The following is a 16,128-nucleotide window of genomic DNA, read 5'->3' on the forward strand; positions in this document are numbered from 1 at the left end:
GGTCCAACGAGGCCAACGACTGCCGCCGTCGCCGTCGTGGGTGCTCACCCTCTGCCGCTCGCCTACTGGATTCCGTCATGACCTCGACCCCGACCGCTGAAGTGCTCGCTCTTGCCGCCCTCCCCCAGCCCTACCTGCTGTTCCTGGGTGATACCACCGAAGCGGGCTTCGCCAAGACCGCGATCGGCCTGAAGGACTGGGCGCCGGAGGTGTGCGTCGCCGAGTGGAGCCTGCCCGGCTGCCCGATCACCACCGGCCTGCCGACGATGACGCCCGCCCAGGCGCGTGCCGCCGGTGCCCGTGCGATGGTGATCGGCGTGGCCAACGGTGGCGGCGTGATTCCGGCGCAGTGGCTGCCGGCACTGGTCGAGGCGCTGGAGGAAGGCCTGGACCTGATCAGCGGCATGCACCACAAACTCGGTGATATCCCGGAACTGGCCGCCGCCGCCGAACGCACTGGTCGCCAGCTGATCAACGTGCGCGTGCCGCCACGCGGCATTCCGGTCGGCAATGGCCGCAAGCGTACCGGCAAGCGCGTGCTGACCGTCGGCACCGACTGCGCACTCGGCAAGAAGTACACCGCGCTGGCCCTGGTCCGCGGCCTTCGCGAACGTGGTGTGGACGCCGACTTCCGCGCCAGCGGCCAGACCGGCATCCTCATCGCCGGCAGCGGCATTCCGATGGACGCGGTGGTGGCCGACTTCTCTGCCGGCGCCGCTGAACTGCTCAGCCCGGATGCGGCCGCCGATCACTGGGATGTCATCGAAGGCCAGGGCTCGTTGTTCCACCCTGCCTACGCCGGCGTCAGCCTTGGCCTGCTGCACGGCAGTCAGCCGGACGTGTTCGTGGTCTGCCACCAGCCGGGGCGCCAGCACGTGCTCGGTTACCCCGACTACCCGCTGCCCTCCATCGAAGACGTGATCGCGTTGACCGTGCAGCTGGGCCGCCGCACCAATCCGGCTATCCGCTGCGTCGGCGTCAGCCTCAACACTCATGGCATGAGCGACGAAGCGGCATCGGCCGCTTGTGCAGAAGTCAGCGCGCGCCTGGGTCTGCCGGCAGCCGATCCGATGCGTCAAGATGGGGAATTCAACCGTCTGCTCGAGGCCTGCATCGCATGAAGAAGACACCCCGTACCTTGAGTCTGTGCATTGCGGCGCTGCTGGGTCTCAGCCCGCTCGCCGCCTTCAGCGCCAGCAAGGCCAGTCCAGTTGAAACGGAAGTCGCACGGCTTTCCACCCTGATCGACGGCAAGGTCGGCGTCTCGGCGTGGCGCCTGGATGGCAAGGGCGCGCAGGTCCATCTGAATCCGGATGAAGGCTTCCCGATGGCCAGCACGTTCAAGGTCGCCGTTGCAGCGGTGATCCTGAGCAAGGTGGATACCGGCGAGCTGGCACTGACCACGATGGTGCCGGTACCGAAGGCCTTCTACGTCGATTCGGAAGTGATCGCGGATCGTTTCATCCACGACGGTGTGAGCCTGTCGGTGCACAACCTGCTGGAAGTGATGCTGACCCAGAGCGACAACACCGCCACCGATGTGCTGGTGGCGCAGGCCGGCGGACCGGCCGCGGTCACCGCCTGGCTGCGTGCGCAGGGGATCGAAGGCCAGCGCCTGGATCGCAACACGCGCCAGCTGCTGAGCGACATCTTCGGCTTGGGCGATGAACCGCTGACCAAGGAGCGTGTTGCCGAACTGACTCTCGACCCCGAGGTCGTCAAGCGCACCAAATCCGGCAACGAAGCCTTCGACAAGGATCCGCGCGACACTTCCACGCCGCGCGCGATGACCACCCTGTTGACCCAGCTGTTCACCGGCAGGGCGCTGAGCCCGGCCAGCACCGAGGTGCTGGTGCAGATCATGGAACGCTGCCGCACCTGCAGTGCACGCCTGCGCGGCAGCCTGCCGCCAGGCACCAAGGTAGCCGACAAGAGCGGCACCGTGGCCGGCACCGTCAACGATGTGGGCGTGGTCACCCTGCCCGACGGCAGCCAGTTCGCCATTTCGGTGTTCGTCAAAGCCAGCAATGCCCCGCGCAGCGAACGTGAGCGGGTGATCGCCGAGATCGCGCGCACCGTGCGCGACTTCTACCTGCTGCAGCCTGCGGCCGCCCGCAAGTGACCGCCGCCGCCAGCCGGTTCCAGCGGTATCTGTTGCCCGGTCTGGCGTTCAAGTCCGCCGTGATCGGCGGCGGATACGCCACCGGCCGTGAGCTGGCGGAGTTTTTCCTCCCGTCGGGCCCCTGGGGCGGCCTGGCGGCGATGGTGTTGTCGATGCTGATCTGGAGCGTGATCTGCATCCTGACGTTCCTGTTGGCACGGGCGATCCGTGCCAACGACTACCGCACCTTCTTCCGGCATCTGCTCGGCCGTGGCTGGTGGACCTTCGAAGTGGCCTACCTGGCGCTGATCGTGGTGGTGCTGGCCGTGTTCGGCGCTGCTGCCGGCGAACTGGCCGCGACCATGTTCGGCTGGCCGCGGATCGTCGGCACCCTGCTGCTGGTGGCGATCATCACCGGCGTGGTGCAGGCCGGCACCAACGCCGTCGAGCGCATGTTCAAGCTGATGTCGGCCTTCATGTACCTGGTCTACGCGATCGCTGCCTGCCTGATCCTGTACCGCTTCGGCGGCGGCGCGATGTCGCAGTTGTCCAACACCCATGAACTCGGCCCGGACTGGGTCCTCAACGGCGTGACCTACGCCGGCTACAACATGTTCGCGGCGGTCTCGATCCTGCTGGTCGTGCGCCACCTGCTGTGCCGCCGCGATGCGGTCATCGCCGGCGCCCTGGCCGGCCCGCTGGCGATCCTGCCGGCGATCGTGTTCTACATCTGCATGATCGCGTTCCTGCCGGACATCGCCGATGCCCCGCTGCCGTCCGACCTCATGCTGGGCCAGCTTGGCCTGCCGTGGTTCCAGTGGCTGTTCCGGCTGATGATCATGGTGGCGCTGGTGGAAACCGGGGTCACGCTGATGGCCTCGGTGGATGGCCGCATCAGCGTCAACTGGACAGAACGCACCGGTGCCGCACCGAAGCGCGGGGTCCGTGTGGCGATCATCGTGGCGATCCTGCTGATGGCCGTGTTCCTGGCCGATGGCATCGGCTTGGTGGCGCTGATCGCGAAGGGCTACCGGCTGCTGGCCTACGCCATCCTGGCCACCTACGTGGTGCCGCTGCTGGCGTACTCGGCGTGGCAGATCGGGTCTCGCCGCGGGCAGGCGTTCGAGGTCATCGCCACTCAGCCGCCACAGGCGAAGACCAGGAACTGATGCAGTGCGCGTGCCGGCGCGGACAGGTCTTCGTCCGGGCGCCAGACCAGGCCGACTTCCATCGGCGGTACCGCATCGGTGAGGGTGCGCACGTCGATCCGGCGCCCCTCCAGCGACCAGGGGCGGTAGACCATGTCCGACAGGATGCTGACCCCGAACCCGTAGGCGACCATGCCGCGCAGCGCTTCCAGCGACGAGGTGCGGAACACGACGTTGGGTTCGCGCCCGACCGAGCGCCAGTAGCGCATGGCCGACTCCTGGCCCTCGTCGACCATCAGCATGATGTACGGATACGGCTCCACGTCGGCCGGGCTGATCACCGGCAGCTGCAGCAGCGGATGCGACTCGGCCAGCCACAGCTGGCGGCGCGAGCGGATCAGCACCTGACGCCGCAGCACGTAGGGCTCGGCCATGTTGGAAATGATGCACAGGCCGAAGTCGAGGTCGCCGCTGCTGACGCCCTGCTCGATCGCGGCGCGGTCCATGTCGACCAGGTCGACCTCCACCTGCGGGTAAGAGCGCTTAAAGCGCGCCAGCAGGCTCGGCAGGAAGTAGCCCAGCACCGTATAGGAAGCGCCGATCCGCACCCGGCCCGGCAAGGTGTTGGCCAGAAACATGGGCTCACTGAGCGCGTCCTGCAGCGTATCCAGGATGTGCCGCACATGCTGGTGGAAGCGGTGCCCCTCGGCGGTCAGCCCCACCCCGTGCGGCATGCGGTCGAACAGCTTCAGCCCCAACGACGCTTCCAGCTGGGCGACTGCTGTGGTGATGACCGATTGGGAGACGTGCAGCTTGCGTGCGGCCTGCGAGAACTGCCCCAACTCGGCCGCTTCGGCAAAGTACCGCAGCTGGCGCAGGGTCATGTTGGCGGGGATTTGCATGCACAGGCTCCCACGGAACGAAGATATCTGAATAAACAATACCTCATACGCAATTAAACAAATTTACGATAAGCCGCTGTGCCTCTAGACTTCACACTGGGTGCAATGCGCCATGGCCCCAGCCGCCTTGCAAGCGCTGGTCCTTACCCGCTTCGCGACGAGATCCCGACCGGATGTCGGCGCGCCAACATCGCCATTACCGTTGCCCCCCGCCTGCGGTATGCCTGTAGCTCCATGACCCAAGCCCAGCGAGGCCCCTGACATGTCATCACCCCAGATTCCCGCCACGAGCGAGCCGTTGCGTCTGCACGTGCCCGAGCCCAGCGCCCGTCCCGGCCAGGCCACCGACTTTTCCTATCTGAAGCTGAGCCCCGCCGGCGCGGTCGACAAGCCGCCCGTGGACGTGAGCGCCAGCCAGACCGCGCCGCTGACCGGCCAGCTGATCCGCGTGCTGGACGATAACGGCGACGCCGTGGGCCCGTGGGCCGCCGATATCGACGACGCCGTGCTGCTGCGTGCCATGCACGCCATGCTCAAGACGCGCGCCTATGACGCGCGCATGCTGATCGCCCAGCGCCAGAAGAAGACCTCGTTCTATATCCAGTGCCTGGGCGAGGAAGCCATCGCCGTCGGCCAGACCCTGGCACTGCGCGATGACGACATGCAGTTCCCGACGTACCGCCAGCAGGGCATCCTGGTCACCAAGGAAGTGCCGATGGTGGACATGATGTGCCAGGTGCTGTCCAACGCGGCCGACCCGCTGAAGGGCCGCCAGCTGCCGATCATGTACTCGTACAAGGATTACGGCTTCTTCTCGATCTCCGGCAACCTGACCACCCAGTACATCCAGGCGGTGGGCTGGGCGATGGCCTCGGCGATCAAGGGCGACTCCCGCATCGCCACCGCATGGGTGGGTGATGGCGCGACCGCCGAAGGCGATTTCCACGCCGCGCTGACCTTCGCGCACGTGTACCGCGCACCGGTCGTGCTCAACGTGGTCAACAACCAGTGGGCGATTTCCACCTTCCAGGCGATTGCCGGCGGTGAGAACACCACCTTCGCCGCACGCGGCGTGGGCTACGGCATTCCGTCGCTGCGTGTGGACGGCAACGATCTGCTGGCGGTGTACGCCGCCTCGCGCTGGGCCGCCGAACGCGCCCGCAGCAATCTCGGCCCCACCCTCATCGAGTGGGTGACCTACCGCGCCGGGCCGCATTCGACCTCGGATGATCCGTCCAAGTACCGCCCCGCCGATGATGCCCAGCAGTTCCCGCTCGGCGATCCGATCGACCGCCTGAAGCAGCACCTGATCAAGCGCGGCCTGTGGAGCGAGCAGCAGCACGACGAACTGCGCACCGAACTGGATGCCGAGATCCTGCGTGCCCTCAAGGAAGCCGAGACCCACGGGTTGCTCGGCAGCGACAACCGTCCCGGCGCGGCCCTCATGTTCGAAGACGTCTACAAAGACCTGCCCGAACACCTCCGTCGCCAGCGTCAGCAGTTGGGAGTCTGAATACATGAGCGGGATTGAACAAAACAACACCGGCGGCACGCCGATGACCATGATCCAGGCGCTGCGCTCGGCGATGGACGTGATGCTGGAACGCGACGACAACGTGGTGGTCTTCGGCCAGGACGTGGGCTACTTCGGCGGCGTGTTCCGCTGCACCGACGGCCTGCAGACCAAGTACGGCAAGCAGCGCGTGTTCGATGCGCCGATTTCCGAGAACGGCATCGCCGGCGCGGCGATCGGCATGGCCGCCTACGGCCTGCGCCCGGTCGCTGAAATCCAGTTCGCCGATTACATCTACCCGGCCTACGACCAGATCGTCTCCGAAGCGGCGCGCATGCGCTATCGCTCCGGCGGCAGCTTCACCTCCTCGCTGGTGTTCCGTACCCCGTGCGGCGGTGGCATCTACGGTGGCCAGACCCACAGCCAGAGCCCGGAAGCGATCTTCGCGCACGCCACCGGCCTGCGCACCGTCATGCCGTCCAACCCGTACGACGCCAAGGGCCTGCTGATCGCCTCGATCGAGAACGACGATCCGGTGATCTTCCTGGAGCCCAAGCGCCTGTACAACGGCCCGTTCGACGGTCACCACGACCGCCCGGTCACCGCGTGGTCCAAGTACCCGGACAACCTGGTGCCGGAGGGCTACTACAACGTGCCGCTGGACAAGGCCGCCATCGCCCGCGAAGGCAAGGCACTGACGATCATCACCTACGGCACCACCGTGTGGGTAGCCAAGGCCGCCGCCGAAGATGCCGGGATCGACGCCGAAGTGATCGACCTGCGCAGCCTGTGGCCGCTGGACCTGGACGCCATCGTCAACTCGGTCAAGAAGACCGGCCGCTGCATCGTGCTGCACGAAGCCACCCGCACCTGCGGCTTCGGCGCCGAGCTGGTCGCGCTGGTGCAGGAGCACTGCTTCTACCACCTGCAGGCCCCGGTGGAACGCGTTACCGGCTGGGACACCCCGTATCCGCACGCGCAGGAATGGGACTACTTCCCGGGTCCGTCCCGGGTCATCGATGCAATGCAGCGCGTGCTGGAGGACTGAACCATGGGACATCACGTCATCAAGATGCCGGACATCGGTGAAGGTATCGCCGAAGTCGAACTGATCACCTGGAAGGTCGAGGTCGGTGGCCCGGTCGCCGAAGACCAGGTCGTGGCCGAGGTCATGACCGACAAGGCCATGGTCGAGATCCCCTCGCCCGTCTCAGGCACGGTGGTCTCGCTGGGCGGCAAGCCCGGCCAGATGATGGCCGTCGGCAGCGAGCTGATCCGCCTGGAAGTGGACGGCGCGGGCAACGCCAGCGCCGCCAGTGCACCGGCTGCTGCCGCGCCGGCCGAACCGGTTGCTGCGCCCAAGGCGGCTGCGCCCGCAGCGGCACCTGCGGCCGCCGCCGAGGCTGCACCGGCTGCGACGCCGGCCAAGGCCGCCGCGGCATCCGCCCCCGCCCCTGCCGCCAAGCAGGACGCGCGTGGCGCGGTCACCAACGGCGTGCTCAACGCCGGTGAAGCCCCGCTGGCCTCGCCGGCCGTGCGCCGCCGCGCCTGGGACCTGGGGATCGAGCTGCGCTACGTGCCGGCTACCGGCCCGGGCGGTCGCATTCTGCAGGCCGATCTGGACGCCTACGCCGCCGCCGGTGGCAAGGCACAGCCGGTCGGTGGCAGTGCCGGCGGCAGCAGTTATGCGCGCCGTACCGGCGAGCAGCAGGTGCCGATCATGGGCCTGCGCCGCAAGATCGCGCAGAAGATGCAGCAGTCCTGGTCGACCATTCCGCACATCACCTATGTGGAAGAAATCGACGTCACGGAAGTGGAAGCCCTGCGCGCCAAGCTCAACGAGCGCTGGGCCAAGGAGCGCGGCAAGCTGACCCTGCTGCCGCTGCTGGCGCGCGCCGTGGTGCTGGCCGCACGCGACTTCCCGCAGATGAACGCGCGCTTCGACGACCAGGCCAACATCGTGACCCGCTACGAGGGCGTGCAGCTGGGCATCGCGACCCAGAGCGAGGTCGGCCTGTCGGTGCCAGTGGTCGCGCATGCCGAGTCGCTGGACCTGTGGCAGACCGCCACCGAGATCGCGCGCCTGGCCAACGCCGTGCGCGTGGGCAAGGCCACCCGTGAGGAGCTGTCCGGCTCGACCATCACCATCAGCAGCCTCGGTGCGGTGGGCGGTGTGGTGTCGACCCCGATCATCAACCATCCGGAAGTCGCGATCGTCGGTGTGAACCGCATCATCGAACGCCCGATGTTCCGCGAGGGTCAGGTGGTGGCACGCAAACTGATGAATCTGTCGTCCTCGTTCGACCATCGCATCGTCGATGGCATGGATGCGGCCGAGTTCGTGCAGGCGATCCGTACGCGCCTGGAAACCCCGGCCCTGCTGTTCGTGGAGTAAGCGATGTCCCATACCCTTCAAGCCCAGTTGCTGATCATCGGCGGCGGTCCCGGCGGTTACATCGCCGGCATCCGCGCCGGCCAGCTCGGCGTCAAGACCATCGTGGTCGAGGGCGTCAATCCGGGTGGCACCTGCCTCAACATCGGCTGCATTCCGTCCAAGGCGCTGATCCATGCCGCCGAGGAATTCGCCAAGGTCACCGCGTATGCGGCGGGCACCTCGCCGCTGGGCATCAGCGTCCAGGCCCCCTCGCTGGACCTGGCCAAGACCGTGGCGTGGAAGGCCGGCATCGTCAAGAAGCTCACCGGCGGCGTCAGCGCACTGCTGAAGAAGAACGGCGCGCAGCTGATCAAGGGCTGGGCCACGATCGTCGACGGCAAGACCGTCGAGATCGCCGGTGCCGCCGAAGATGGCGGCACGCTGCGCATCACCTGCGAGCATCTGTTGCTGGCCACCGGCTCGGTGCCGGTGGAACTGCCATTCCTGCCGTTCGGCGGCAAGGTCATCTCCTCAACCGAAGCCCTCTCGCCGACCTCGCTGCCCAAGCAGCTGATCGTCGTCGGTGGCGGTTACATCGGCCTGGAACTGGGCACGGTGTATCGCAAGCTCGGCTGCGAAGTCACGGTAGTCGAGGCCCAGGAACGCATCCTGCCGGCCTACGACGCCGAGCTGACCAAGCCGGTGGCCACGCACCTGGAGAAGTCCGGCGTGAAGCTGCTGACCGGCCACAGCGTGCTCGGCCTGGCCGACAACGGCCAGCTGCGCGTGCGTGATGCCAACGGTAACGAGATTGCGCTGGACGCCGACCAGATCCTGGTCGCGGTCGGCCGTCGCCCGAAGACCGACGGCTTCAATCTCGAATCGCTGCAGCTGGATCTGACCGGCAAGGCGATCAAGATCGACGACCAGTGCAAGACCTCGATGCGCAATGTGTGGGCCATCGGCGATGTCGCCGGTGAGCCGATGCTCGCGCACCGGGCGATGGCGCAGGGCGAACTGGTGGCCGAGATCTTCAGCGGCAAGAAGCGCCACTTCGTGCCGGCCGCGATTCCGGCGGTGTGCTTCACCGATCCGGAAATCGTGGTGGTCGGGCTGTCGCCGGACGAGGCCACGGCACAGGGCATCGAGACCAAGGTCGCGCTGTTCCCGTTTGCGGCCAATGGCCGCGCGATGTCGCTGGAATCCACCGATGGCTTCGTGCGCGTTGTCGCACGCAGCAGTGACCACCGCATCCTCGGCTGGCAGGCCGTGGGCGTGCAGGTATCGGAGCTGTCCATCGCCTTCGTGCAGTCGATTGAGATGGGCGCCACGCTGGAGGATATCGCCGGGACGATTCACCCGCACCCGACGCTGGGTGAGGCGGTGCAGGAAGCGGCGCTGCGTGCGTTGGGGCATGCGTTGCATATCTGAGGCAGGTCTGTAGGTCCGAGCAATGCTCGGACACCCTACCTGGTACCAAGACAAACGGCCCGCATTGCGGGCTCTTTGTTTCTTGCTCTTCGGCATGCGGCCAGACTTCGGCTGTCGGAGGCAGGCCACGTTTTCGACCTGCGCTCTTTCGGGCGCTTTGCCGGGCGCCCCAACGTAGCGAGCGGGTGGCCGGGCGACACGACCGAGCTCTTCCGGAACACTTGGCAGCAGCAGACATAGGCGAATGGCGGCAGAACCACTGCGAACCCGCCGCACTGATCCCCCTCCCTTGGGTAGAAAAATGCACCGGTGGATCGGGAAATTTTTCGCTGATCGCACGCACGCTGTCGACCAGCGGCGCGTTCGGAACCCAACGGATCGATCGCGATCGTCAGCTCCGGCTCCCCGCTCGCCCTCGTACTGGTCGCGACGGCTTCGAAACGGGAGGCGCTTGCCAGCACTAGGCGCGCCTAGCCCACCAGTCCGCACGCAAGCGAAGCGCGCAGGCCCGAAGCTAGAAGCCGGGCCGAAGGCGTCAGGGATGTGGAAGGCTGGCGATAGCCAGTCCCGTCAGGGATGGGCGAATAGCGAACCTGGAGCAGCACGGTCTGCGAAGCAGAGACGCCCGACAGTTGTCTCCAAATGTTATCTATTCTTGATAAATTGGGGACTCAAATGAGCACGCTGGCGACAGCCGACACGGGCAAACAACAACGGAGAAAACAACAATGTCTGTACGAAACGGAAACTACAGCGCCTTTTATGTGGCCGAGCCATTCAACCCCAGCGCGCTAGGTGCACATGCAACCAAGGACTTTTGCTACTACAACCTGCTCCGATCCTGGAAAGGTGCAGATTCGAGCTTTCCGTTCATTGATTCTCACGCGACGACATACAACGTTCGTGATGGCAGTGACTGGGAGACAACCCTGAAGCCTAGATTGCGAACACGCCTGCGATCGTCAAAAAATATTGTCCTTTTTCTAAGTTCGACCACGGTCAACTCTAGAGCGATCAGGGAAGAGATCGATTACGGCATCAATGACCAGGGATTGCCCGTAATCGTCATCTATCCAGAATATGCCACCAAGGAAGATCTGTTGATTAATGGGTCGCTTAAGCAGACGGTAAAGAACTTGTGGGCGAAAATTCCTGTTTTCAAGGATTCAATGGGCAGTGTGCCCACGCTTCATGTGCCCATGAAGAAGGATCTAATCAAAACGGCGTTCAATGATTCTGGATTTATGCTGGCGACGAAAAAAGAGGCGGATGTTTATCGTTACCCGGCTATTCCTTAAACCGACATATATTGCGTCTCCGGGGAGAAATTGTAGTGGCAAAGGTAAGTCTTTTTGATAGGCGAATATTTAAGAAATTTCTGGAAATATCGTCCGGTTTTTTTGCAGCACTTTCTGGAACCCTGATATTCGTTGATATTCTGGACGAGTATCGGGTTATGGCTGGTGCCGCGATTTTGGTACTGTTGCTTTTGACCTATCTCATCTTATGGGCAAGATCAAACAATCTCCAAGATGTAAGCCTGAGCATTGAGGGTAGCACTGTCAACATCAAGACCGGTGACATATTCCAGCAATCAGGACTAAAGGCCATCGCCTTTAACGAATACTTCGATACCGTGGTAGATGACAGAATCATTGCCAAGCGATCACTCAATGGAATCTTTCTAGAGCAGCATCTCGGAACAAGTGTCGCCGACCTAGACCGGCATATCGATGATTATCAATTTGAAGATGACGATGTATTGGACAGAGAGGTAGACAGAACGGCTGGCAAGAGGATTAAGTATAAGGTCGGCACAATCTGCGTCTATAAAGATTACCTCGTTACAGCCTTTGCCAAATTTGATGACAGCAACAGGGCGAACCTGACAATGCCCGAATATCTAGAGTTTTTGATTAATTTCTGGGACAAAGTAAACAGGGTTTACGCACAACAAAGCGTATCCACTACGATCTTCGGATCTGGTATTACGCGAATCAAGGGACACAAGAATATCAGCGACGAAGATCTGTTGAAGATCATGCTGTGGACGTTTCGCATCAGTGAAATGCGATTCAAGCACCCTGCCAAGTTGACCATTGTTATTCACAAAGAAAAAATTGATCAGATAAATCTTCTAGACATCAAATCCGCCAGAAATGGCATGTAGCATTGAGGACTTAGCTTTTTGCTGAATATGGTTTCATGTGGCCGCAAAGGCAGCAAGACCTTATGTAGGAAACGCAAAAGGAAATGCCATGTCCGGTAGAATACAGCACCACATTCCGCAGTCATTTCAACGCGGCTTCCTTATATGCGCTAAATCTAAGAAGACGTACGTTTACCGCATTGATAAACATTATATCTCCAATATCGACCGCATAGCCGCACAACGCGATTTCTACTCCAAACCGTCGAGTGATGGAAGAAAAACTCTTGACGACATTATCACCAGCTACGAAGACAGGCTAGGTCACTTGTTAGGTACGCTACGCGCCATTGAGATGGGCGCAGCTGCAGATGCCAGCATCGCAGCGGAGGTTATTGCGCACTTGACTCCCCGCGGAAATAGTGTGCGCCGCATGTTCAGCAGTGGTGCCATGAATCTCATGGTAGGCGTATCGGAGATATTCGCCGACAAAGAGACGATTGTGTCTCTACTTGGCTTAGGGGAGGCTGCGCCAAATATAACCTGGAATGAGCATATTGCATCCGCTTTTGATAAGGAAGAAAAATTAACTCAAACCATTCGTCTTTTTCTTAGCCAAACAAAAATTCCAAAAGCGTCGTTGGATAGAATGATTTTCATGTTTGCAAAGGAGAAAATGCTAGGGGATACAAACCCCATACCCGACCAATTTCAACAGGCTTTTTCTGGCCTGTTTTCACGCATCGACGAGATTGTAAGCGATAGTCATAAAAAATTTCTGAATAATGGATTGATTGCAGAGCCACGCAAGCGGGACTTGGAAGAATTTGCATGGAGTATATGTCCGGCGCCAGAAGACGGCGCAATCATGCCGGACTGCATCGCGCTTGGCCTCGATGAGAAAGAAGGCGGATTCCTCCCCTATATCATGACATCGACGGCTTCTGCCGTCGTCATGCCCCTGACATCACGAAAGTTGCTTGTAGGGGTGCGCGCAGGCAGCACTGTTCCTGATCTATCTAGTTTTAATCATGAAGCGTCAGAGTGTAGCGATGAGATTTTTATCGCAGCATCATCCACTCATGTAGATTTAAGCGAGAAAATCGGGAAACGCTGGAAAGGCAAGATGGACTTCGTTGTCCAAGAGGCTCTAAGCAGTCTCTTGCCGCACAGAAACCCACAAAGCAAAACTATACCCCCATTGGCTCCAACGCCGTTTTCGGGTTATCAACTTACTTTCATTGGCTGGTCCACCGAGGAAGATGTTTCCCATATAAGCGGAGCTACTCAATCCCTTGTTGAAAAGTTGCGCCAGTGGCTAAACTTGACACGTCTGGACGGCATCACATTTACGTCCGAGTTTGGAAAGACGCTTACCGATACAGAGCGCGGCTTCGGCGCAAATACGAATCCGGAAGGTATACCGGATTATATTGCACAGGGAGCTGCCGCTCTCTTGGTTTTGCAGGAAGGGAAGCTCAAGGTACGTATCGTGCTGAACAAAGAATACGCCATGTCCTTGGTTGGCGAGGAAATGCAAGATGCAGGAGTCACGTTGCATTTGCTTGTCGCGGGATTGTCTCTCGCACATACGGTGAACCAATTTGAAAGTACGCTACCGGGTTTCCTGATGGAGCCTGTAACGGAAAACCAGCATGATGCAGTATTGCATTGCGCTATGCGTAAGGCGTTGCGTGCTTATCGCTATGCTTACGAAAGCGCGGGATTTGGAGCGGAAAATTTGTTTGAGCAGGAGTTCTCAAGTTACCTTACCCAGACCTTTGACTTGACTTATGCTCGTATCACCAAGGCAAAAGAGGAACATGCGATAGACGGCGATCACCCTAAACTGTTTAACACCGCCCACGCTGCCATAACCGATATCCTGATTGCCTCGGCCCGGCTGATTGGACATCTGGACGGCATGGGGAAAGCACCCTTGCCAACTGCAGAAACGTCTGCTGGTGCTGCGATAGCCGCACGACAGCTTACCGGGTGGGTCAATGCGTTTGCGTATGATCTGCTACAGTTCTGGAAGCGGGAATCCTGGACGCGAGAAGACCTTTATGGGCTGAATATCCATGTTGAGCGCCTATTGTGGCCGTGCGGCATCTTTCTTTACCCCGCCGACAGTGGTCAGGGAACGATGATTTTGTCATTCCAAGCTGGCTAGACGCCTCTATAGTTCATTGCTCCCGCAATGTCGGCGAGTGATGTGCAATCTCTCGCTTAACTGTTTGCTGCAACTTTTCCCTCAGAGCGACATGAGGCAAGCGGCGCAACGGCGGAACGCCGAAATACCTGTTCCATACGCCCAGCCTTGCTGCAGCAAGTTGTCACGATCGCCACCGGTAGCCACCATAACGCTTATTGCATACATCATGGACTCTGGACGATGGCTGCCGACTCGAAACCGCTCACGGAACCAGCACAACCCAACACTTCGCTGCCCTACCCCGGCACTGAGCAATACGTCGAGCTTCCGCAGTTCCCGAAAGGTTCTCCACTCCCCCTTTCGCCGCACGATCCGCCGACGTGAGCTGCATCAGATCGTGCCACTGGCGGGCACCACCATCTACGAAATGGAGCAGCGCGGCGAGTTTCCCCGGCGCTTCCGGCTGACACCGCGCTGCGTGCGACGCCCCCCCCCCGAGATTGAGTAGCGAAGCGGTTTGGAGTCCAATCCTCAATGACAAGGAGATTGGACGTGAAGAAGCGCTTTTCCGAAGAGCAGATCATCGGCTTCCTACGCGAAGCTGAGGCCGGCATGCCCATCAAGGACCTCTGCCGCCAGCATGGCTTCAGCGAGGCCTCGTACTACCTGTGGCGCAGCAAGTTCGGCGGCATGAGCGAATCCGACACCTTCTCCTCGTACACCGTTGTTGAGCCCATCAATGACGACTAACCACTGCCCGACCTGAGCTCCCTGCTCGGCATCCTCAAGCGCATTCGCGGCTGCGAGGGTGCCGATGGACTGCCCTGGACGGAGAACGATGTGTCACCGGGCCGCCGCATGAGCCTTGCGAGGACCGAGCGCGCGTTGGTGGGGTTGCTGACAGTGCTGCAGGTGCTGCATTCGGCGGACCGCTGCCGGGTCGCAGCGGAGCCGGAGCGGCATCTGGATGAGGGGATTGTTGATGGGCCCACAGCATCCTTCACTGCGCGCGCTCAACTCGGCCCGACTCTCGATCGCAGCTGACGGCAGGTCGGACCTGCGTTTGGCCTCCGCGAGTCGATGCCATGGCGCCATCCTCGTTGTAACGACAATTCCTCATGGCGACCGTCGCCTCTATCCTAGGAACATCTCGCTAAGCTTCTTTCGCCACAGCTCTCCATTCTGTATGCCGGCAATAACCTTGATGTAAGGGGGCAGCTGACTTTCCTCAACTGGAGCATTCCCATTTGTAACAATGATACAAGTAAACCCCATTCCGGGATTTGCACTCTTAAGCGAAGAAAACCTCGCAACAAGGGACCTAAGGAGCGACTCCGGCAGAGTCGGATAGCTCGAATACTTAAATTCAAAAACGTAACGCCCCGGTCGAGCACTCCACTTCAAATCAACGACGTAGTCGAGCCTCCAAGCATCAAATCCAAACCCAACACTTTCTTCATGTCGAATATCCCCGCGCCCAGCGAAGACCGAGTCCGCAATCGAAACAAGTTCGCGCTCAAAACCGATCGGATCAGAAAATTTCTGCACCATACACCCTCAATCGTGAAGTTTATCTACATTCCAAATGAATCTGGGAATGATAAAGAAATGCCGAATAATGGCAGCCAAGAAAATAGTCAAGATTGCAACACCACCAACCAATCCAATCTGCCCAATAATTCCTGACCACTCACCATTTACGTGATTCTTAATAAAATAGCCAATAATTGGAATTAGAAGACCTATAGCCATAGCAGCAGAGTCCTTTCCGGCCAGAGTTCTCAGAAATCTCTGACGCGATGCGATACGGATTCCAGTTTCATAATTGGCGACCTTCACTTCACCCGAGATTACCGGAGCACTGTAACGGATTTTCCAGAATGGCCTCAGCTTAGAGGGTACCTTATGAAGCCACTTATTTGTCTCTGTGGCAAGATGAACTAGAGACTGAGAATTGGAAGCAGCACCACATAACCCGACGTACAGATGAATCTCCCATCTCGACGGCTTACTAACCGCAATCCACCGGCGATCCCCGTAGTACCACTCTTTGGGACGAATAAAAGGCTCTTCACCAGCCATAAGATTCTCCTTTCGAGCAAACGAAAGCCACTCATCCTCGCCCTGAGCGCCGCCCCCAGCCTGACTTGCAACATCCTCCAAATACTTACTCAAAGCATTGCTATCAAGAACATCACCAGGGTTTAACGAGATGTTTATATAAAGATATGGCGTGAGGGGGAAGGCCGACACACCAGGGAAAAATGCGAAGATTGGATTAGGCAACGAGGCATTCCTATGCACTGTATCGATACCATTCATTTAATAAAAAGTCACCGCAGCTAAATTAGGCTG

Annotated in this window: 14 protein-coding genes and 1 pseudogene; 12 read left to right on the forward strand and 3 right to left on the reverse strand. The window is 60.5% G+C overall.

Going from position 1 to position 16,128, the window contains the following annotated elements:
- The first annotated feature begins 77 nt into the window (after positions 1–77).
- From AC13F7_RS06175 to AC13F7_RS06185, 3 genes are read left to right on the forward strand one after another with little or no spacing between them, the layout of a single operon-like run.
- Positions 78–1,121: an N-acetyltransferase DgcN family protein gene (locus tag AC13F7_RS06175; RefSeq protein WP_482999589.1), complete on the forward strand. Its 1,044-nt coding sequence runs from the start codon at positions 78–80 to the stop codon at positions 1,119–1,121.
- Positions 1,118–2,122, forward strand: coding sequence for a class A beta-lactamase (gene bla / locus AC13F7_RS06180; protein ID WP_482999590.1), 1,005 nt, complete (start codon positions 1,118–1,120; stop codon positions 2,120–2,122). The genes AC13F7_RS06175 and bla overlap by 4 nt, the downstream gene beginning before the upstream one ends.
- Entirely contained in the window at positions 2,119–3,270 is a 1,152-nt protein-coding gene (locus AC13F7_RS06185) for a YkvI family membrane protein (protein WP_482999591.1), read from the forward strand. The genes bla and AC13F7_RS06185 overlap by 4 nt, the downstream gene beginning before the upstream one ends.
- Here the strand turns inward: AC13F7_RS06185 and AC13F7_RS06190 are convergent.
- Positions 3,240–4,151 carry a LysR substrate-binding domain-containing protein gene (locus AC13F7_RS06190; protein ID WP_176989816.1) on the reverse strand — a complete coding sequence of 304 codons (912 nt, stop codon included), beginning with the start codon at positions 4,149–4,151 and terminating at the stop codon, positions 3,240–3,242. The two genes, AC13F7_RS06185 and AC13F7_RS06190, sit on opposite strands and share 31 nt — an antisense overlap.
- Positions 4,152–4,413: 262 nt before the next feature.
- Here AC13F7_RS06190 and AC13F7_RS06195 point away from each other — a divergent pair, with 262 nt between their 5' ends.
- The 9 genes and pseudogenes from AC13F7_RS06195 to AC13F7_RS06235 form a co-directional block, all read left to right on the forward strand.
- Entirely contained in the window at positions 4,414–5,664 is a 1,251-nt protein-coding gene (locus tag AC13F7_RS06195) for a thiamine pyrophosphate-dependent enzyme (RefSeq protein ID WP_482999592.1), read from the forward strand.
- A 4-nt stretch (positions 5,665–5,668) separates the two neighbouring features.
- Entirely contained in the window at positions 5,669–6,712 is a 1,044-nt protein-coding gene (locus tag AC13F7_RS06200) for an alpha-ketoacid dehydrogenase subunit beta (protein ID WP_070427218.1), read from the forward strand.
- Positions 6,713–6,715: 3 nt separating this feature from the next.
- Positions 6,716–8,059 (forward strand): dihydrolipoamide acetyltransferase family protein, encoded by a 1,344-nt coding sequence (locus AC13F7_RS06205; RefSeq protein ID WP_482999593.1) that lies wholly within the window; start codon positions 6,716–6,718, stop codon positions 8,057–8,059.
- Positions 8,060–8,062: 3 nt separating this feature from the next.
- Entirely contained in the window at positions 8,063–9,469 is a 1,407-nt protein-coding gene (lpdA, locus tag AC13F7_RS06210) for a dihydrolipoyl dehydrogenase (protein ID WP_482999594.1), read from the forward strand.
- A 728-nt stretch (positions 9,470–10,197) separates the two neighbouring features.
- Complete coding sequence (locus tag AC13F7_RS06215; RefSeq protein WP_482999595.1) at positions 10,198–10,767, forward strand: TIR domain-containing protein; 570 nt, start codon at positions 10,198–10,200, stop codon at positions 10,765–10,767.
- Positions 10,768–10,802: 35 nt separating this feature from the next.
- Positions 10,803–11,639, forward strand: coding sequence for a macro domain-containing protein (locus AC13F7_RS06220; protein ID WP_482999596.1), 837 nt, complete (start codon positions 10,803–10,805; stop codon positions 11,637–11,639).
- An 88-nt stretch (positions 11,640–11,727) separates the two neighbouring features.
- Positions 11,728–13,791, forward strand: coding sequence for a hypothetical protein (locus tag AC13F7_RS06225; protein ID WP_482999597.1), 2,064 nt, complete (start codon positions 11,728–11,730; stop codon positions 13,789–13,791).
- Positions 13,792–13,999: 208 nt separating this feature from the next.
- Complete coding sequence (locus tag AC13F7_RS06230; protein ID WP_482999598.1) at positions 14,000–14,281, forward strand: helix-turn-helix transcriptional regulator; 282 nt, start codon at positions 14,000–14,002, stop codon at positions 14,279–14,281.
- Between the two features lie 26 nt (positions 14,282–14,307).
- A pseudogene (locus AC13F7_RS06235) lies at positions 14,308–14,478 on the forward strand (transposase); the annotation flags it as partial.
- 429 nt (positions 14,479–14,907) lie between these two features.
- Here AC13F7_RS06235 and AC13F7_RS06240 read toward each other — a convergent pair.
- On the reverse strand, positions 14,908–15,324 hold the full coding sequence (locus AC13F7_RS06240) for a hypothetical protein (protein WP_482999599.1): 417 nt from the start codon (positions 15,322–15,324) through the stop codon (positions 14,908–14,910).
- 6 nt (positions 15,325–15,330) lie between these two features.
- Positions 15,331–16,095: a hypothetical protein gene (locus AC13F7_RS06245; RefSeq protein WP_482999600.1), complete on the reverse strand. Its 765-nt coding sequence runs from the start codon at positions 16,093–16,095 to the stop codon at positions 15,331–15,333.
- Positions 16,096–16,128: the final 33 nt, after the last annotated feature.

This window comes from Stenotrophomonas sp. K-6, assembly GCF_056861555.1.